The 17,682-nt window shown below is 68.0% G+C and carries 19 protein-coding genes and 2 pseudogenes; 4 read left to right on the plus strand and 17 right to left on the minus strand.

From position 1 onward, the window contains the following. Window positions 1–98 precede the first annotated feature (98 nt). The 14 genes and pseudogenes from ACF1B9_RS32430 to ACF1B9_RS32495 form a co-directional block, all read right to left on the minus strand. Window positions 99–860 carry a hypothetical protein gene (locus ACF1B9_RS32430; RefSeq protein ID WP_391746245.1) on the minus strand — a complete coding sequence of 254 codons (762 nt, stop codon included), beginning with the start codon at window positions 858–860 and terminating at the stop codon, window positions 99–101. A 657-nt stretch (window positions 861–1,517) separates the two neighbouring features. After that, the gene (locus ACF1B9_RS32435) at window positions 1,518–2,258 is read right to left on the minus strand and encodes a tryptophan synthase subunit alpha (RefSeq protein WP_391746243.1); all 741 of its coding nucleotides are present in this window, start codon (window positions 2,256–2,258) and stop codon (window positions 1,518–1,520) included. 251 nt (window positions 2,259–2,509) lie between these two features. Beyond that, window positions 2,510–3,277: a hypothetical protein gene (locus ACF1B9_RS32440; RefSeq protein ID WP_391746241.1), complete on the minus strand. Its 768-nt coding sequence runs from the start codon at window positions 3,275–3,277 to the stop codon at window positions 2,510–2,512. Continuing rightward, a complete protein-coding gene (locus ACF1B9_RS32445; protein ID WP_391746239.1) occupies window positions 3,274–3,783 on the minus strand; it encodes a hypothetical protein in 510 nt (169 codons plus the stop codon). The genes ACF1B9_RS32440 and ACF1B9_RS32445 overlap by 4 nt, the downstream gene beginning before the upstream one ends. 5 nt (window positions 3,784–3,788) lie before the next feature. Further along, a complete protein-coding gene (locus tag ACF1B9_RS32450; RefSeq protein WP_391746238.1) occupies window positions 3,789–4,247 on the minus strand; it encodes an XF1762 family protein in 459 nt (152 codons plus the stop codon). After that, window positions 4,244–6,034, minus strand: a complete 1,791-nt coding sequence (locus tag ACF1B9_RS32455) for a type IV secretory system conjugative DNA transfer family protein (protein ID WP_391746236.1) — start codon at window positions 6,032–6,034, stop codon at window positions 4,244–4,246. The genes ACF1B9_RS32450 and ACF1B9_RS32455 overlap by 4 nt, the downstream gene beginning before the upstream one ends. A gap of 32 nt (window positions 6,035–6,066) precedes the next feature. Next, window positions 6,067–6,627 carry a DUF317 domain-containing protein gene (locus ACF1B9_RS32460; protein WP_391746234.1) on the minus strand — a complete coding sequence of 187 codons (561 nt, stop codon included), beginning with the start codon at window positions 6,625–6,627 and terminating at the stop codon, window positions 6,067–6,069. Then, entirely contained in the window at window positions 6,552–6,833 is a 282-nt protein-coding gene (locus ACF1B9_RS32465) for a hypothetical protein (protein WP_391746232.1), read from the minus strand. Before ACF1B9_RS32465 ends, ACF1B9_RS32460 begins: the two co-directional genes overlap by 76 nt. Window positions 6,834–6,835: 2 nt before the next feature. After that, a complete protein-coding gene (locus tag ACF1B9_RS32470; RefSeq protein WP_391746310.1) occupies window positions 6,836–7,357 on the minus strand; it encodes a hypothetical protein in 522 nt (173 codons plus the stop codon). Beyond that, window positions 7,337–7,555 (minus strand): annotated as a pseudogene (locus ACF1B9_RS32475) (IS630 family transposase); the annotation flags it as partial. The gene ACF1B9_RS32470 and the pseudogene ACF1B9_RS32475, both read right to left, overlap by 21 nt. A gap of 28 nt (window positions 7,556–7,583) precedes the next feature. Beyond that, window positions 7,584–8,836 (minus strand): IS3 family transposase gene (locus ACF1B9_RS32480; RefSeq protein ID WP_391746231.1). Its coding sequence is split into 2 segments (ribosomal slippage): window positions 7,584–8,554 and window positions 8,554–8,836, totalling 1,254 coding nucleotides; the frame shifts between segments, so codons are not numbered across the junction. Next, a complete protein-coding gene (locus tag ACF1B9_RS32485; RefSeq protein WP_391746229.1) occupies window positions 8,808–9,377 on the minus strand; it encodes a helix-turn-helix domain-containing protein in 570 nt (189 codons plus the stop codon). Before ACF1B9_RS32485 ends, ACF1B9_RS32480 begins: the two co-directional genes overlap by 29 nt. A gap of 84 nt (window positions 9,378–9,461) precedes the next feature. Then, a complete protein-coding gene (locus ACF1B9_RS32490; RefSeq protein ID WP_391746227.1) occupies window positions 9,462–10,382 on the minus strand; it encodes a TIGR03620 family F420-dependent LLM class oxidoreductase in 921 nt (306 codons plus the stop codon). 493 nt (window positions 10,383–10,875) lie between these two features. Then, window positions 10,876–11,334, minus strand: coding sequence for a MarR family winged helix-turn-helix transcriptional regulator (locus ACF1B9_RS32495; RefSeq protein ID WP_391746226.1), 459 nt, complete (start codon window positions 11,332–11,334; stop codon window positions 10,876–10,878). A 63-nt stretch (window positions 11,335–11,397) separates the two neighbouring features. Here ACF1B9_RS32495 and ACF1B9_RS32500 point away from each other — a divergent pair, with 63 nt between their 5' ends. Beyond that, window positions 11,398–11,766: a VOC family protein gene (locus tag ACF1B9_RS32500; RefSeq protein ID WP_391746224.1), complete on the plus strand. Its 369-nt coding sequence runs from the start codon at window positions 11,398–11,400 to the stop codon at window positions 11,764–11,766. Between the two features lie 120 nt (window positions 11,767–11,886). Here ACF1B9_RS32500 and ACF1B9_RS32505 read toward each other — a convergent pair whose 3' ends face one another. The 3 genes from ACF1B9_RS32505 to ACF1B9_RS32515 are packed head-to-tail and all read right to left on the minus strand — an operon-like array spanning window position 11,887 to window position 12,876. Beyond that, complete coding sequence (locus tag ACF1B9_RS32505) at window positions 11,887–12,183, minus strand: transposase family protein (RefSeq protein ID WP_391746222.1); 297 nt, start codon at window positions 12,181–12,183, stop codon at window positions 11,887–11,889. Beyond that, the gene (locus ACF1B9_RS32510; protein ID WP_391795961.1) at window positions 12,119–12,298 is read right to left on the minus strand and encodes a hypothetical protein; all 180 of its coding nucleotides are present in this window, start codon (window positions 12,296–12,298) and stop codon (window positions 12,119–12,121) included. Before ACF1B9_RS32510 ends, ACF1B9_RS32505 begins: the two co-directional genes overlap by 65 nt. After that, entirely contained in the window at window positions 12,280–12,876 is a 597-nt protein-coding gene (locus tag ACF1B9_RS32515) for a hypothetical protein (protein WP_391746221.1), read from the minus strand. The genes ACF1B9_RS32510 and ACF1B9_RS32515 overlap by 19 nt, the downstream gene beginning before the upstream one ends. A gap of 271 nt (window positions 12,877–13,147) precedes the next feature. Here ACF1B9_RS32515 and ACF1B9_RS32520 point away from each other — a divergent pair, with 271 nt between their 5' ends. The 3 genes and pseudogenes from ACF1B9_RS32520 to ACF1B9_RS32530 all read left to right on the plus strand — a co-directional run. Further along, window positions 13,148–14,824: an IPT/TIG domain-containing protein gene (locus ACF1B9_RS32520; protein ID WP_391746219.1), complete on the plus strand. Its 1,677-nt coding sequence runs from the start codon at window positions 13,148–13,150 to the stop codon at window positions 14,822–14,824. A gap of 602 nt (window positions 14,825–15,426) precedes the next feature. Further along, a pseudogene (locus tag ACF1B9_RS32525) lies at window positions 15,427–16,002 on the plus strand (transposase); the annotation flags it as partial. 82 nt (window positions 16,003–16,084) lie between these two features. Beyond that, a partial coding sequence (locus tag ACF1B9_RS32530; protein ID WP_391795960.1) for an ISL3 family transposase occupies window positions 16,085–17,682 on the plus strand: 1,598 nt, incomplete at its 3' end.

Genomic DNA, 17,682 nt, shown 5'->3' on the forward strand with positions numbered 1-17,682 from the left:
AGCGACTGCAAAGCGCAAACGGGCTGGTCGTGGGGATGCGAGGCAGTAATGAGACGCTGCAGTTCTGCGTACAGAAGGCCCCGCGAAGAGGTCGAGTATCACGTGGCCAGCCCGAAGTCGTCCCGCGTCAATGCGTCGGCCTCCCCGCGGCACGCCCAGGGTGAGCAGCCGTCCTCGACGCCGTTCTCCAGCACGTCGGCCTCGTCCGCGCCGATGCGCAGGGCCGCTCGTTCGGCTGCGGTGACATGGTCGATCGGGGCCCGGTCCAGGGGAACGCGGGAGCGGTGCAGGAATGCCTTGCCGAGCAATTGGTTACCCGATGCGTTGGCGCGGGCATTGCCCTGCCGGATAGCCGCGTCGAATTCGACGACGTCCGCCCACTCGGACGGAGAGGTGTCCCTGATGTGCCTCCACTGAGCATTTCCGTGGAACGGGCATCCGAGGCAACTCGATTTCGGTGTATCGGCAAGCCCGAGAGAGGCTAGATACCGTACGCAGTCGGCCCGACTCCAGGACATGTCCAGAAGGGGGTGCCGGTTGCGCATGTACTTGACGTCGGCATCCTTGGCCCGGTGGAACTCATCGGTCGATATTCCCACCCATTGCTCGACGAAAACCCCCTTTGGGATGCGAGACGGGTAGGGGTACCCGAGCAGTTCGCGAACCTTCTGCTTTATTGGCTTAATTTTATATTCGCCCGTGCACTGCCTTCGGGTCATCCCAGGTCGCCCGTCCTTATCGAGGATGTGGAGGGGCATGGATGCGAATCGGTGATTCGGGTTCAGGGCGTCGTTGCGAATGTTTCCGGATGACACGCGAAGGATTGGAATTCCCGCGGGATGGGCTATCTTCTCTTCCATGCGGTCAAGGTGGGCGTAAACCGCTTCGGGTTCCCACCCGGTGTCGGCGAAAATCGCGTAGTCGACCTTGGGGAGAATCCCTTCGGCCGACAGGGAGAGGAGGGCACTGGATTGAACACCCGCACCCAGAGAAAGGGAGCGAAATCGAGGCTGATCTGAAATGGTCTGTCCTGGAGGTCGGGAATTTTGGGTGTGTCCTCAGTGCGGCCGGTCTGTGAGCGGGCTGGGCGGGAGCAGCCGGTCGCGATGTATGGCGCGGTAGAGGGCGGGGATGCGGTCGAGGAGGTCGGTGGCCGACTCGATGAACTGCTGTGGTGACGGACCGATGAGGACGACTCGTCCTGACGCCGCTTCGGGTCGTCGCCGCCGGTTCTCCACAGAGCGAGCAAGGGCCGCGGTCAGCTCGGCCCCCGCGTCCTGGGCGGCTTTGGTGATCTGCGCGGTCCGTTCGAGGAGCAGCAGACCTGCGGATGAGGGGTGCGGCGTGTGCTCGGCGAGGTCGAGGAACAGCTGCAGAGTGGTGTCGGCGAGTTCTTGTGCGTCGGTGATCCGCGTGGCCAGCGCGGCTGCGTGGTCGGGAGCGGGGGTGCGCAGAGCTCGGTGCAGGCGAGGGTGTCAGCCGTGATCCGGTCGAGGATCTGGGCCGGGGTGAAGCGGTCAGGCACGGGTCTCCGTGGAGGTGTTCGGTGTCAGGGACTGGGCGAACATGGCGGTCAGTGCCGGGGCCTGATCGGGGTCGGTGGTTAGGGCGCGGACGATGGGGGTGCCGATGACGACGGCGTCCACCAGCGGCGCGACGCGTGCTGCGAGGGTTGGGGTGGAGATCCCCACGCCCGAGACCACGGGCAGTGGGCTGGCGGTGCGCAGGTGCTCGGTGAAGTCGGCGAGCGCCGGGATGTCGAGCGGGCCGTTGTAGCCGGTGGGTTCCGTGCTCGCGGGGGCGTAGAGCCATCCCGACGCTCCGGCGGCCACACGGGCGAGGCTGGTGTCGGTGCCGCGACGTGGGACGAGGCGAGGTGTGTGGAGGCCCGCGTCCTTCGCTGCTGCCTGCCAGCGGGCTGCCTGGTGGTCGGGCAGGTCGACGACCATCACGCCGGCGGCACCGACGTCGGCGAACAGGCGGGCCAGGTGTTCGGGGCCGTGCCGGCTGACGGGTTCCCAGTAGGTCATGACGACGGTGGGTCGCAGGCCGGCGGCGTGCTCGACCGTACGGAGGGTGTGGTCGAGGACGTTCCTGCGTCTCAGGGCGCGGTGGTAGGCCGCCTGGATGACGGGTCCGTCGAGGCTGGCGTCATGGTGGGCGAGCCCGACCTCGAACAGGGAGGTGCCTGCCCGTGCGATCTGGTCGAGATGCAGGTGCTCGATGTGGGGCGGGTGCAGCCCGGCAGGGACGAACACGCCCAGCGCGCAATGAGGTTGGGTAAGGAGGCTGTGGAGGGAGTCGGCGGTGGACAGGAAGTGCCTTTCTCGGCGGGGTGGGCTGTTGCCGCAGGTCAGCGGTGGCGTGCGGCCGGTGACGGCGGGGAGGCCGCGGGAGCGGCGGCGCTCCGGCCATGAGTGGCGCGCAGGTCGGGCGCGGTGCCCTTGGCAGGCCGGCCACTGATCAGGCTGGGCGGGGTCATGGGGTGGTGTGGCTCCGGGAGGATCGGTCAGCGGCTTCGGATGGCTGTCTTCGCGGCGGCGGGAGCGGGAGCGGGCGCGGGTGTACTGCCGGGCGCTCTGCTGGCGGGAGGGCTGCTGATGGCGGCGGCCAAGGCGGTGGTGCCGGCGGAGGTGAGACGGACGCGGTCTTGGAGCGGTCCGCCCACGTAGGCGGAGGGCGCGGACTTCGGGACACGTTCCGCGAGTCCGTTCGCCTCCAGCGTCCGCAGTGTGCCGATCAGGACGCGCTCTTCGCGGTAGTGGACGTACTGCCGTCCCAGGGAGTTGGTCGCCACGACGTTCCCGCAGGCGATCTCCCACAACGCGGTGTGGTGGGCAGCGGTCAGCCGGTGGTCGGGGGCGGCGGGCGTGGCCCCACGGCGGCGTCTCATTTCGCGGGCGACGGTGTCGGCGCAGCTCACGGCGGCTGCCGGTGCCAGGGCGGTCAGCGTGCGGGCCATCGGGAGCTGGTGGTCCGTGGAAGCGCTGCTCAGGAAAGCGAGCTGCTGCAGGCGGACCACCGCGTCCGACAACTCGTGACTCTCAAAGAGCCGCTCGTCGGTGACCGCTGTGATGGCGGCGCGAGTCGCGGAGGCGAGTTGCTGTACGGAGGCGACGTAGGTGCCGGGCTCGGACGGCGAACCAGCCCGCAGGAGCCGGTCGAGCGTGTCGTTGTGCAGCACGTACTGGTTGGCGAGCAGCAGCAGTCGTTCGACCGGCGTGGGCGGGGCGGCCACATCGAACAGCAGACCATCATCGCTCGGCGGTGTCGTCATACACGGCGCCGGACGGCCGTGGCATGCAGCGGTGCCGGAGCAGGTGCGCACGCAGCAGCGGGAGACCGCGGTGCTTCCAGCGCGGTGCGGGCCGCCGCCAGGGCTCGGCCGCCGTCATCGAGGTGGATCCGCAGGCGGCTGTGATGGTCGAGCGAGTCGAGCTGCTGCTGGAGGGTGTCCTGCGCCGTGGTGGTGAGGACGAGGAGCGGGGCGAGGGCCTGGGTGTAGTGAGCGATGGCCTTTCCGAGGTGGCCGGCGCTCGCGCTGAGGTTCTCGGCGGGCGGGAGGCCAGCGCTGTTGGGGGCGAGCTGGTACTCGGCGTCGCCAGCCATACGGGCGGCGAGGTGGCACAGCAGGCCGATGTGCCGCGTCATGTTGAACAGGCCGGTGCCGTCTGCGGTGATGCGGTGGTCGCGGATGTCCGCGGTCACGGCGTCCACGGCTTGGCGCGGGGACATGTCGTCGAGGTCGGGGGGTTCGTAGGTGTGCAGGTCGTCTCCAGACATGTGGGTCAGGGGGCTTGCCACAGGAAGCGGGCGACGTGGTCGTTGCCGTGGTCGACGCGAGGGCGGGAGGGGGTGTGCCATCCGGTCCGGGGCGGGCGGCTGGCGATCAGGTGCCAGCCCGCACCGCGCAGGGACGCCCCGCTCTCGCCTTCCTGGGTGAAGGTGATCAGTCGCCGGTATCCGAGGGCTTTCGCCGCGCGCCACGACGCGTCGTACAGAAGGGAGTTGGCGTTGCGGGTGCCGTCGCTGGCGGTGCGGGTGACTTCGAGGGTGGCGCCGTCGTCGAGGTGACGGGCCACGGGTCTGCCGACTATGGCGACGGCGCGCAGCGTGCCGGTCCCGTCGGCGGCGCCGACGGCGAAGATCTGACCGGCGGGCGGCAGGTGGTGGCGATGCCAGGCGTGCACGAAGTCCTTCGCCTGGCGTGAGCGGACCGGCACCAGGTGCAGCCGTGCATCGCTCACACGGCCTTCCCGAAGTCGGACTGTGTCGGCGCGTGCTTCGCCACGGCGCGGGCGGTGATCGCCTGCGACGCGCGGGCCGACGCGGCGGACAACTCCTGCGCTCTGGGCTCCTGGTACCACGGCCGGAGGTCGAGCATGGCGGCGCGCATGCCGGTGGCGAAGCAGAGGGCGGTGCCCTTGGGCAGGGCGCGGATCGCGTCGGCGGGCAGGATCCGCTCCTGCCGCATGCTGACCGAGGTCGACTTCCCGGAGTCTGAGTACGAGGTGGACGTGGTTTCCACGTCGTGGTCGCCGATCAGGCGGGAGAGCTTGTCGGCGAAGTCGGGGTCGTCGATGCCGGATCCGATCACCTTCACGGTGGAGGCACTCCACATGGCGTCCATGCCCGCGTCGCCCCATACTTTCTGGCCCTGGCGGTAGCTCTGGAGGATCGTGATGGGGATGATGCCGCGGCTGCCGAGGTGGGAGTACAGGTCCGGAAGGTCCGAGATTTTGCACACGTTGGCGGCCTCGTCGAGGATGGCGAGCATCGGCGGGTCGAGACGTCCGCCTGCGCGTTCGGCCTGGGCGGTCGCAGCACGCATGACCGAGTCGGCGCACGCCGCGATCAGCGCCGAGGCCCCGCCTCCTCCGTCCTTGCTGAGCAGGAACAGCGTGTCGGTGGAGGTGACGAAGTCGGCGGGCCGGAACTCGGCGATGTCCTTCTGCGGTGTCACCCAGGCGGCGATCTCGGTGTTGAGCAGGGCGGCGGCGTACTGGCGGGCGGTCTCGAAAATCCCGTCCCTCGTCTCGGGCGGGCCCTCGACGGTGCCCTTGAGCTGGGCGGCGACGGCGGCGAACCCGTGGTCGCGGAGGATGTCCAGCGGGGTGCGGTCGGCGGGGAAGGCCAGCCACTGCATGATGTCGGTGATGGGCCGGTCGTCGAGCGCCGCGGCCAGCAGGAGCTGGGACAAGATGTTGCTGCCGGCCTTCGACCAGAAGTCGCCCTGCTGGGACGCATCGACGCTCGCGGCGAGGAAGTGGCCGGCCAGCCGACCGGCGCCGTCGAGGGTTTTCGCGGTGGCGAGGGGGTTCCACCACATCTCGCGGGTGGCGTGGGCGATCTGCTGCGGGTCCATGGTCCACACCGCCCCCGCCTGTGCCCTCGCCTCGTAGGCGGTGGTGAAGGCGTCACCGGCAGCCTTGTTCGAGGTGAGCAGGACCGGGCCGGGTGCGCTGAGCATGGAGGGGATGGCGAGCGAGGTGGTCTTGCCGGAGCGGGGTGCCATGATCGCGACGGCGACGTCCTCGAACCCCATCCGCACCTCGTGTCGGCTGCCCTGCAGGTTGCCCAGGAGGATCCCGGTGTCCTTCGCCTCAATGTGCTTGCTGTTCTTCAGGCTGGGACGCAGGGAGCGGGCTTTGTCGGTGATCGCCTTGGCCATCAGCGGCTCGATGTCCCGGGCCTTGGCTATGTCGGTGATCTTCTTCCGGCCGCCGCTCCGGTTATTGTGCCGGGCCCACAGGACGCCCGCTCCAACTCCGAGGGTCAGGAGCAGGACGACAGGCACGATGCGGGCGCCGATCAGCAGGGACGTTTCTCCCGCGTCGGGCCAGACCTGCTCGGGATGGAGCAGGGCATTGGTCGGCTGATACCTCGCCCAGGTGCCTCCGGTGAGGTGGGCGGCGATGTTGCCGGACAGCCAGGCGAGGTGGGACAGGGGGACGACGACAGCGAGCACGCCGAGCAGGAGGCGCAAGACGAGGTCGTACCCGTCGGTGTTGCTGCTGGAGGAGGAAGGGGGCAAGGACTACGTACTTCCGGGCGGGGGCGGTGGGTTCAGCGACTGCGGCCGTTCGTAAGCGGCGCCTGTCGCGCTGGTCGCTGTGCAGGAACCGGGACGGCGTGGCGGGCGGCCAGGGAGCGGACGCGCTCTTCGAGAGCGGAGGCGACGAGCACAGCGCGCACCTCGGTGGACCTGCGGGTGACGAGGCCCGGGTTGAGGATGGGGAGGCTGAGCGGGCTCTCCGTACGAGCCACGGGACGCGTGTCGGCGAGGGCCGTGGTGAACGCCGTGATCAGGTGCGGTGGGGTGTGTTCGCCGAAGCGGGCCTGCCATACGGGGCGGTCACCGACGGCGGTGGTGGCGACCCAGTGATCGACGCTGCGGCCGACGACATGTTCGACCCGGGCGTTGCTGTCGGGCGAGACGATGCCCTTCTTGCCGTACACCGGGCACCAGTCGGCATCTGCGAGCGGCTCGTACGGATCGGACGGCGGGTCTGCGGGCGTTGGGTCGGTGAGCGCGTCGGTGAGGGCGGCGATCAGCTCCACCGGGGTGTGGCCGCCGAAGCTCGCGTACCAGGCCGGCCGGGCTCCGGGGCGTGGCTGAGCGTCCACCACTGCCCGTCGGGGACGGGCTCCAGACGCAGGAGGGCCTTCTGGTCGTCGCGGGAGAGCAGGACACGCGGCATCAAGGGGTCGTTGCCGTGGCTCCAGCCGCAGGCACGAACGAGCGGGACGGTGACCCACGCGGGATCACCGCCGCCCCCGAGGTGACGCGGGGTGATGAAGTCGACCTCGACGGTTTCGGGAGTCGGGGGCATGTTCACTTCCGTGCCGCAGTGCGCCGGGCCGGCGCGGGGGCTGGTACGGGGGCCAGCGGCGAACGTGCCTTGTGGGCGGCGGTGTTGATTTCCCGGACCGCCTTGCCGTGGGTGGCCCAGTCGTCGAGGTAGCTCCATGATTCGGCGTGGTGCTCGGCGAGCGCGTCGTCGAAGTCGGCGGTGCCGGCCTTGGCGGTGGCGGGGAGGGCGTCTCGGGTAGCTAGCCACTGCTCGTGCAGTTCGTCCAGCCGGTCGAGGGCGCTGCGCAGGACGCCCAACTGGTAGACCCAGCGGCCTTGCATCGTGTTCTCCGGCAGTTGGGTCAGCTGTGTCTCGGCCGTGGCCAGCAGATGGCGTGCGCCGTAGCGCAGCGGCTCGAACGCCTCGGCGGTGTTGGCGTCGCGCTGGCTCGCGCGCAGGCCGTAGGCGTGGTCGTCGTGGGGCCAGCCGTCGAGGTCGGTGTGTTCGTCGGAGTACGCGTCCCAGGCGTCGAGGATCTTCGTGACGTTCAGCGCGGCGAACAGGTTCGTGGTGCCGTGCCGCACATAGTCGTGGGTGCGCTTCTCCGTGGCCGCGAAAGTAACCGGCAGCACCGGCTGGGTCCGGTCCAGAGCCTGCACCTGCGTCTTCTCGTCGATCGACAGCACCACGGCGCCACCGGGCGGGGCCAGGTACAAACCGACGACATCGACGACCTTCTCCGCGAACGCCGGGTCTTTCGAGTGAACCGTTCCGGGTTCGGTAGAGACTTCAGATTGTGGTTTTGACCTGGGGTTTCGGGGTTGCGCGGTAGTAGTTGGTCTCGTATTCGACGGGTGGGATGTGCCCTATTTCACCGTGGAGTCGGCGGTGGCAGTACCAGTCGATCCACTCGGCGGTGGCGAGTTCGACCTGGGAAAGCGTTCGCCAGGGCCGTCCGGGCTTGATCAGCTCGGTCTTGAACAAGCCGATCGTGGACTCCATGAGGGCGTTGTCGTAGGCGTCGCCGACCGAGCCGATCGAGGCAGCGATGCCGGCGGCGTCCAGGTGCTCGGCGAGCCGGAAACTCGTATATTGCGACCCGGCATCGGAGTGATGTATCAACTCACCTGCCTGGTGCGGGTGTTCATCGCGGTCGCGTTGCCACAGGGCCATGTCCAGGGCGTCCAAGACGAGCCTGGTCTCCTTCGACAGGGCGGCGGACCAACCGACGATCCTGCGGGAGAAGGTGTCCACGACGAAAGCGACGTAGACCACTCCCGACCAAGTGGTGATGTGAGTGAAGTCCGCGACCCAGCAGCGGTTTGGGGCCGGCGCGACGAAGTTGCGGTCCAGCAGGTCCGGCGCCCGCTCGACGGAACTGTCCGGGATTGTGGTGATGATCTTCTTCCCGCGGACGGCACCGGTGACGCCGAGCTCGCGCATAAGGCGTTCGACAGTGCACCGGGCCACAATGTGGCCCTGGCGGTGCAGCTCACGCCAGACCTTCCTGGCCCCGTAGACACGGTAGTTGACCTCGAAGATCTGCTGGATGAGCGGCTTCAGCCCGGCGTCGCGGACAGTGCGGGCAGACGGGGCCTGGAGCCGCTTGCGGTGGGCGTAATAGGTGGAGGGGGCGATCTTGCAATCGTGCTCGGTGAGCACGCGGCAGATCGGCTCGACACCGCCGAAGCGGGCCCGGTGCTCGTCGATGAACGCTACGAGCGTGTGTGTGGCCGGTCGAGCTCGGCCGCGAAGAAAGACGCCGCAGCCTTCAAGATGTCGTTCGCCCGCTTCAGCTCGGCGATCTCCTTCTTCATCGCCTTGATCTGCGCGGACTCCTCCGTGGTCGTCCCCGGCCGCTGCCCGGAGTCGACCTCATCGCGCTTCACCCAGTTCCGCAGGGTCTCGGCCGAACCGATGCCCAGCTTCTGGGCGACCGCTCGCAGCGCGGCCGACTCGTTCGGATAGTCACCACGGACCTCGGCGACCATACGGACCGCTCGTTTGCGCAGCTCAACGGGATAGGAGGAGGGACGTGCCATGACTCAATCCTTTCACGGAATTGAGTCTCCACCGAACCCGGAACGGTTCAGAGATCTTGAAGGTGCCCGAGCGGTGCGGCTTCAGATTCTCCTCACGCCAGATGCGGGCGACGTAATGCCACGACACCGAGATGCCCTCCCGCCGTTTCAGATGGTCGGCGAGTGTCCGCGTCGACCAGTGCGACAGACCGGATTCCGCTGGCGGCGACATCCTCGTCAAAGCGATCACCCGAGCCCGTACCTGCGGCGGCACCTGGGTACGCGACCCACCGCGACGCTTCTCCTCCAAACCGGCAAGGCCCCGCTCGGCATAACGAGCCTTGCAGCGGTCCACCGTCAGCGGCGCCACACCGGCGAGCTCGGCAATGTCCTTACGCCGCCGCCCTTCGCCGGACCACAACACGATCCGTGCGCGAAGCGCCACGACGGCCGGCACATCCCGCGAACCCGCCAACTCCCGCAGCTCAGTCATCTGTTCAGAGGAGAGATCCATATTAGACTCAACGATCACAGACGCCTCAGGTTCCACAAACAGGATCACGAGACACTAACATGTGGCCCGGTCAGCGCGCCCTGGCCGGTCACGGAGCTGCTGGTCATCGCGGGTGGCGGAACCTGGTCAGTCCTACGCATAAGCGGCCGGTTCTGAGACCGCCCCCGTCCGGCCCCCAGCGCCTTTCAATGGCAGGGCTTGGGCCAGTGAGCGCCACTCGGCGAGCGGGAATCCGTACGTGGAGTCGGTGACAACCTGGACCGCTACGTGGTCGGCGCCGGCGTCGAGGCGTTCGGTGACCCGTTCGGCTATCCGGTCGAGGGTGCCCCAGGCGAAGAGGGAGTCGATGAGGCGGTCGCTGCCGTGGGCTGCGAGGTCGTCCGCGGTGAAGCCGGAGCGCAGCCAGCTGTTGGCGTAGTTCGCCTGGGCGAGGTAGGGGGCGAGCGCGGTGCGAGCCATCGCCCGGGCCCTTCCGGGGTCCGTCTCCAGGACCACCGACGCCGAGGGTGCCAGCAGCGGGCCGCCGCCGAGCAGTTCGCGGGTGTGCGCAGTGTGGCCAACCGTGGTGAAGTGCGGCTGGATACCCGCGGTCCGGGAGGCGGCCAACAGCGTCATCTTCGGGCCGTGTGCGCAAAGGAGCCGGGCCGGCCGGGCAATCAACGCCGGTGAACGGTCCAGGTCGTCCAGGTAGTCACGAAGACTCGTGTATGGGCGGTGGTAGTCCTGATCGAGCTTCGGGTGCCCCACCCCCAGGCCAAGGAGCAGACGATCCCGCATCTGCGCTGGCAGCGCGTGGTACGCCGCCGCGAGTGCGTGGGCGGGTTGATGCCAGATGGACACGCAGGCAGGAGCGATCACAGCGCGGTTGGTTGCCGCGAGCAGCTCGGACGTCGTGATGAGATCACCGCGGGGGTTGCCTCCCGGGCTGCCGCCGAGCCAGAGTGCGCCATAGCCCAGTTCTTCCAGTTCGGTGGCCGCCTCGCTTGCCGCCCCACGGTCCCCGTGGGTGAAGGCCAGGCTCCAGATGCCGATGCGTCCCAGGTTCAGGTTCATAGGCCGTGTGTATCTCCGCATAGCCATGACCAGAGAGCCGGTGCGTACCCGTGGCTGAAATAGCGGGTCATTGGCCCGAAAAGCCACCCTTGACCGGGCGCTTCTCGTGCCCCTCCGCCAGAAATCAGGATCAGAAACTGAGCCGGACGGACCCTTGTCGCCCGGCCCGTGCGCCTCCGCAATCGGCGCACGCGGCCGGGGGCACGCCAGAGCAGCCAAGAGCTTCCTGGCCATTATGGAGGTTTCGCCATCTTCGAACGTGCTGGTCATAGGGGCTGGCGTGACACGCGGCCGCGGTGCTCGTGCTGGTCGCGGGCGGGAGTCTGCAGTCTTGATCGTCCGTCGGCCGGAGGTCGGCCAGGACGAGCAGAGTGCGCAGGGGGGCGGTGGCGCGGGCGGGATCGGTACGGAGCTTGGTGAGGTCGCCTGCACGGATTCCCACGCTCGGCTGTAGTTCTGTCCGGGCACGGCAAGACGTGCGCCGAGGAGCGAGCTATGCGCTGTCGTTGCTATCGCGCAGGGAATGAATCATGCTCTGCAGGATCCGGAACGCGCCTGACTGCTCGGTCTCGGTCATGCCGGCCAGCATTCTGACCTCGACGGACCGGACGGCTACGGTCGCCTTCTGCAGGCTCCGTCGGCCGCGAGGCGTGAGCCGCGCGGGAAGAACCTTCCCGACGGTCGCCTCCGCAGGTCTGGTCACGTAGTCGTCTCGTTCCAGGGTCTGGAGCAGCACGTTCATCGACTGCCGTGTCACGAACGCGCCACGCGCGAGTTCGGAGTTCGACAAGCCCGGCCGTTGAGCCAGCAGCTCGAGGCAGGAGTAGTGCGTCACGCTCATCCCGAGTGGCCGCAGCACCTCCTCCATGGCTGTGCGCAGGGCGCTCGAAGCCTCTTTCAGCAGGTAGCCCAGTGATTTGTCCAGGTCGATGCCGACACCGTTTTGACTCATGTCAGTATTCTGACATACATTGGCCCGTGTCAGGAATCTGACACGAAGAGAAGGAGTATCCTCATGCCCGCCACCGGCCCCGACTTCATCTCGCTCCAGGCACGCGACCTCGACGCTTCTCAGGCGTTCTACGAGCAGTACCTCGGCCTCGTCCGCTCGCAGGCCGGACCTCCGCACGCCGTTGTCTTCGAGACGAAGCCGATCGCGTTCGCGCTGCGCGACGTCGTTCCCGGCACCGATCTCTCATCCGTTGCCCAGCCCGGCATCGGTGCCGCGATCTGGCTCCACGCCACCGATGTCCAGGCCATCCACGATGCTCTCGTCGCCGACGGTCAGACCATCGTCTCCGCACCGATCGACGGCCCCTTCGGCCGGACATTCACCTTCGCCGATCCCGACGGCTACCAAGTCGCTCTCCACGACCGCGCCTGATCAGCCACACGCCATCGACGATCACGGTTCCCCCAAGACCGCCGGTCGCGCCCAGGAACGAGAGTGCGGGCGACATTCGCGGGCGGGGGCCTGCGGTCTTGATCGCCCGTCGGGCGTCTGTTATCGGTTGACTTCGAGGCCAGTCAGAACGAGCAGAGCGCGCAGGAGGGCGGTCGCGCGGGCGGGGTCGGTGCGGAGCTTGGTGAGCACGCGCCATGCCTTCAGGTTCGCGAAGCCGTGTTCGACCGGGGCGCGTCCGGCGGCCAGGATCCGGTTGGCCTGCTTCTGACCGGGCGTGAGCTTGCGGGCGCGGGTGGCCTTGTAGCCGGTGACGACGACCAGGTCATCGAGGTTATCGGGCTTGTCCACGCCGATGAAGCCGAGGTCGGCCAGCGCGCCGAGATCGGCGGCCTTCAAGTGCTCGACGATCTTGTCGCGGCGGGCGGGCGGCGGCGTCGTGGGTGCGTCCGGGCCGGGCCGCGGAGATCCAGATCAGCCTGCCCCTCTCGTCGGTCAGGGCGAGGAAGTGCAGGCCATGGCGGTGGTGCTTGCCCGAGTAGTTCGGGCGTTCGCCGCTCCGGTACGGCGCTGGGTGGGGATCAGGGTGCCGTCGATCAGCACGACCTCCCCGCCCCGCCTGGCTATCTGGCGAAGTGCCCGGTCCAGACGCGGAGCCCTTGCGGCGAGCAGGCTCGGCGGCGCAGGTCGCGGGCTGACGAGCGTGGTCCGGCGCTCGGCCGCGCGCTCACGGGCGGCGGCGGCCGCGATGCGCTGCTCAGCCTCCGCTGCCCGCTCTGCTGCGGCCTTCTCGCGGCGTTCGACCTCACTGAGTTGCGCGGCTTCGGCGTCCTTCTGGGCCTTCACGAACGCGGTGAGGTCGTCGATCTTGTCGAAGCCAAGCTGCGCCAGAACGTCCCCGATCCCGGCGCGGGCGCCCTGCTGCTTCTCGCGGGCCAAGAGCTGCGACACCTCGTCCTGCGTGAACGTCCGCACAGGCGGGGTCGGAGGCTGTGCGGGATCGCCCTCGGACGCGCCGAGGATGGGGTGAATGGGCCGGCCGTCCTTGCGGTAACCGAGCACGGCGTGGGGGTGAGGCAGCAGGCGAGACACAGTGTCCTCCGGACCACAAAGCGCCCCCGCGCCGTCAATTAGCTTAGCCCGGCCCCCCGGCGTCAGCTGGCGATGACTCTGGAACCAATCAGTCGATCATCACACTTATGAAGTATCTGTTGAAATCCTTGGCTATCAGGGTAATTGTGAATCAACCCATCGTCTCAGGCCCAAAGGCGAGTTGGTGTCCATCTGCCGATTCACGCGGCGATGCGGCTTTCGCCTGGACCAGACGTAGGCGGCATCCCGCTTCTCGAACAAGGGGTCCGCCATGTCTGTCTTCACCGATGCCCGCTCAATTCCGCTGAGTGAGCCGCGCTTCTCGTCGACGGCGTTTCCCGCCGCCGTGATTCCTGTCGGCAGCAACCCGCTGGGGGTGGTTCTGACGCCCGACGGTGCACGGGCCTATGTCGCCAGCAGGTCGACGAATACGGTCAGCGTGATCGACACCGCCACCAACACCGTCACCGCCACCATCGCCACAGGTGCAGGGCCCACGCTCGTGGCCGTCGCCCCTGACGGGGCCCACGTCTACGTGACCGTGAACGACGATGCCCTGCTCAGCGTGATCGACACCGCCACGAACACCATCACGGCCAGCGTCGCGGTGGGGGCAGGGCCAACGGGTGTGTCGGCCACCCCCGATGGCACCCGCGTCTATGTAGCGTGCCAGAACGCGAATACCGTCAGTGTGATCGATACCGCCACGAACACCGTCATCACCACCATCCCGGTGGGCCAGCAGCCGATCGGCGTGACGGTCGCCCCGGACGGGGCCCACGCGTACGTCGGCAACAGCGCCAGCAACACCATCAGCGTGATCGACACCGCCACGAACACGGTCACCGCTACCATTACCGGCGCCAACGGCCCCGCGGTCGTGGCGGTCACCCCCGACGGCGCCCGCGGCTACGCCAGCAACCTCGCAGGCAACACTGTCGCCGTCATCGACACCGCAACGAACACCATCACCACGGACATTGCGGTAGGCACCGAGCCGCGTTTCGTCACCGTCAGCCAGAACGGCTCCCACGTCTACGTGGCGGACTACGGCTCCAACACCGTCAGCGTGATCAACACCGCCACCAACACGCTCACCGGAAACCTTAACGTCGGGCAAGGCCCGACCGGCGTCGCCGTCACTGCCGACGACACCCGCCTCTACGTGACCAACACCGACGCAGGCACCGTCAGCGTCATCCCCCTGACCCTGATTCCCAACGAGGGCAGCACCGCCGGCGGCACAATCGTGACCATCAACGGCCACAACCTCGCCAACGCCACCGCCGTCCGCTTCGGAACCACCGAGGCCACGATCCTCACCAACACCGCGACCTCGATCACCGTAGTTGCCCCAGCCGGGTCCGGGACGGTCCCCGTGACGGTCACCACCCCCGGCGGTACCGGCTTCCTGGGGGACTTCGTCTACTTCCCGGCCCCCCAGATCAACGACGTCAGCCCCACCGAAGGGCCCTCCTTCGGCGGCAATACCGTCGTCATCAGCGGCTTCAAACTCGCGGGCGCGATTGCCGCCTTCTTCGGCCCCGACCGCGCCGCCATCGAGTCCGCCACGGACACCCAGCTCACGGTCATTGTTCCCAACGCCCAGACCTCGGGCACCTTCCCGGTCACCGTGACCACCCCGGGCGGAACCGCCTCCGGCCCCTACTACACCTACCTCTTCCAGCCCGTCATCACCAACGTCACCCCCAACACCGCGTCGACCAGCGGCGGGACACCCGTAACCCTCACTGGCACGGGCCTCGCCACCACGCAGCAAGTCGCCTTCGAGAATGTCACCGCCGACTTCTCCGTCATCTCCGACACCCAGGTCATCGCCATCGCCCCACCACAGTCCCCGGGCCAGAACATCCCCGTCTCCATCACCACCGCCGGTGGCAGCGACTTCTGGAACTTCTTCACCTACCAGGACAACCCAGCCATCTGAACGGTAAGCCGAACAGCCTTCCGCGGCCCGCCGCAAAGCACCCGGCCCGGGGCACGTGGCTGCGGATACGCGAACGTGGCCCCCGAACCCCCGCAGTGGCGGAAGCCCGTGTGCTTGGGCAGGCGACGGAGTGGGTGATCGTGCCGGTGTACCGGCCGGCGGCCGCGGTGGCGGGCACAGTGATGACCAGGGTGGGATTCCAGCTACAGCTCTCGGTGGCGGTTGCTCCCGAGTGGGAGAAGGCCGTGCGGGCCGCGTTGAGCGTGACTTGTTCGGCAGCGGTCTTCTGTCCGGCGTGGCACGCACCGTTGCCCGTGTCGGCGGTGGCGGGTCCGGACCAGTAGGCGATGTTGCTGGTGGCAATGCTGCCGCCCGTGGTCGTCAGGGCGGTCGCGGTCACCGTGACGTCCCACTGGGGGACATCACTTCCTGTGACCGTGATGGTACCCAGTTGCGCGCTGTGGGTAGTGCCGGCCGAGGCAGAGCCCAGGTTGGCGGTCGCCGGCACGGTGATCGTCAGGCTCGGTTGTGCCAGGGCGGGGACTGTAAAACGTTCGGTGTAACTCCCGATCATGGAAGATGCATCGATGACCAGCAACAACATGACCGAGGCCGAGTCTGTCGAGCCCTCTGAGGCGGCGCCGGCAAAGTCTGTGGACGACCGGCTGATCGACGAATTGGTAGGCCGGGCCCAGGCCGAGGGCCTTCAACTGACCGGCGAGGGAGGGCTGCTCCAGCAGCTGACCAAGCGGCTCCTGGAGTCCGCTCTCGAAGGCGAGATCACCGACCACCTCGGCTATGACAAGCACGATCCTGCCGGGAAGAACGGCGGCAACTCACGCAACGGCACCCGCGCCAAGACCGTGCTCACCGATGTCGGCCCGGTCGAGGTAGCCGTGCCTCGCGACCGGGAAGGAAGCTTCGAGCCGAGGATCGTCAAGAAGCGGCAGAAGCGTCTGTCCGGCGTGGACGAGATGGTCATCTCGCTCGCCGCGAAGGGCCTGACGACCGGCGAGGTCCAGGCCCACCTGGCTGAGGTCTATGGCGCCGACGTATCCCGCCAGACGATCTCCACGATCACCGACAAGGTCCTCGAGGGCATGGCCGAGTGGCAGAACCGGCCGCTCGACGCCGTCTATCCAGTGGTCTTCATCGACGCGATCCACGTGAAGATCCGGGTTCTGTCGACGATCTTGTGATGCGGACGCTTTAGCGGGGCGCGTCAGTCGTTCGCGATCATGCATCGCGTGCCCTCGTGATGTGCTCTTGGAGCTGTTCCCGTACCTGTCCGCATTGTTGATCGAGGAGGTCGAGAGACAGCCGGACAAGGTCATGCTCAGGACGCGGGTGCGGGCGGCGACCGCGGCCTGCCGGTGCGGCCAGAGTTCGACGCGGGTGCATGGCCGGTACGTCCGAAGGTTGCGTGACGTCGCGGTGGGCGATACCGGTGTCGTGATCGAGTTATCCATACGCCGCTTCCGCTGCGAGAACGCCGCATGCCCGGCCGTGACGTTCGCCGAGCAGATCGCGGGACTGACGACTCCACATAGCCGTTACACCCCGTTGCTGCGTGGGGTGTTGATGCAAGTCGGCCTGGCCCTGGCGGGCCGGGCGGGAGCCCGTCTGGCGGGGGTGATCGGCATCACGGTGGGCAAGGACACCCTCCTGCGCCTGGTCAGGGCGCTGCCCGAACCGCATGTCGGCGACGTGGAGGTGCTGGGCGTCGACGATTTCGCCTTTCGCAAGGGCCGCCACTACGGCACGTTGCTGATCGACATGGCCACCCACCGGCCGCTGCACCTCTACGACGGACGCGATAGCGAGGACCTGGCTGCCTGGCTCCGCAGCCATCCCGAGGTGAAGGTCATCTGCCGTGACCGCTCCAGTGGATACGGCGAGGGCGCGCGGATCGGGGCGCCGCAGGCAGAACAAGTGGCCGACCGCTATCACCTGTGGGCCAACCTCGGTCAGGCGGTCGAGAAGAGCGTGAACGCCCATCGCTCCCGTCTGGCCGAACTGCCTTCCGAACCTGTCGGCACACGCGACGCGCTGGAGGACCAGCCGGAGGTGGTCCAGCCGTCGGCGGAACTGAGGATCGTGACGCGGCTGCGTGAACAGCACGCCGCCGCCCACGAGCTGTGGGAACAGGGGATGTCGAAGGCGGCGATCGGGCGGAATCTCGGGCTGCACCAGGCCACCGTCCGCAAGCTGGTCAACGCCCGCTCCGCCGATGATGTCGTCGCCAAGAGCCTGCAGCGGGCACACATCGTTGACCCGTACGTCGGCTACCTGCACCGACGCTGGAACGAAGGGGTCAGAAACGCCGCCCAGCTCTACCGAGAAATCCAATACCTCGGTTACCCCGGAGGCGAGTTGGCGGTCCAGCGTCACCTGCGGCGCTATCGGACCGGGCGCGGACATGCGCCCGCCGTGGGGCCCAGGCCCCCGTCGGTCCGTGAGGTCACCTCCTGGATCATGACCCACCCCGAACACCTGCGGGACGAGCACGCAAACAACCTGCACCGGTTGCGAGAGCGCGATCCCGAGCTGGAACGGCTCACTCTCCACGTCAGGAAGTTTGCCGTCATGATGACCGCACGCCACGGCGACCGTCTCGAGGACTGGATCGCCGACGCCGAGCAGGACACCCTGGCCCCGCTCGCGTCCTTCGCCCGCAACCTCCGCCGCGACCTCGATGCCGTCCGCAACGGCCTGTCCCTGCCCTACAGTTCCGGCGCCGTCGAGGGCAACGTCAACCGGCTGATTCTGTGGAATCTGATTTGTCAACATCATGCCTATTTGAGCAGTTCCATGGTCCACTCTCGTTGCTCGGCGGTGTCTGGGACGGCGAGTCCGCG

This window comes from Streptomyces sp. NPDC014727 (assembly GCF_043083485.1).
Lineage (GTDB): Bacteria > Actinomycetota > Actinomycetes > Streptomycetales > Streptomycetaceae > Streptomyces.

Coding starts and splice junctions, on each gene's coding strand:
- ACF1B9_RS32465 (WP_391746232.1), bottom strand. CDS start 6,833: ATGCCCCCGACTCCCGAAACCGTCGAGGTCGACTTCATCACCCCGCGT.
- ACF1B9_RS32520 (WP_391746219.1), top strand. CDS start 13,148: ATGTCTGTCTTCACCGATGCCCGCTCAATTCCGCTGAGTGAGCCGCGC.
- ACF1B9_RS32500 (WP_391746224.1), top strand. CDS start 11,398: ATGCCCGCCACCGGCCCCGACTTCATCTCGCTCCAGGCACGCGACCTC.
- ACF1B9_RS32440 (WP_391746241.1), bottom strand. CDS start 3,277: ATGACGACACCGCCGAGCGATGATGGTCTGCTGTTCGATGTGGCCGCC.
- ACF1B9_RS32490 (WP_391746227.1), bottom strand. CDS start 10,382: ATGAACCTGAACCTGGGACGCATCGGCATCTGGAGCCTGGCCTTCACC.
- ACF1B9_RS32430 (WP_391746245.1), bottom strand. CDS start 860: ATGGAAGAGAAGATAGCCCATCCCGCGGGAATTCCAATCCTTCGCGTG.
- ACF1B9_RS32445 (WP_391746239.1), bottom strand. CDS start 3,783: ATGTCTGGAGACGACCTGCACACCTACGAACCCCCCGACCTCGACGAC.
- ACF1B9_RS32495 (WP_391746226.1), bottom strand. CDS start 11,334: ATGAGTCAAAACGGTGTCGGCATCGACCTGGACAAATCACTGGGCTAC.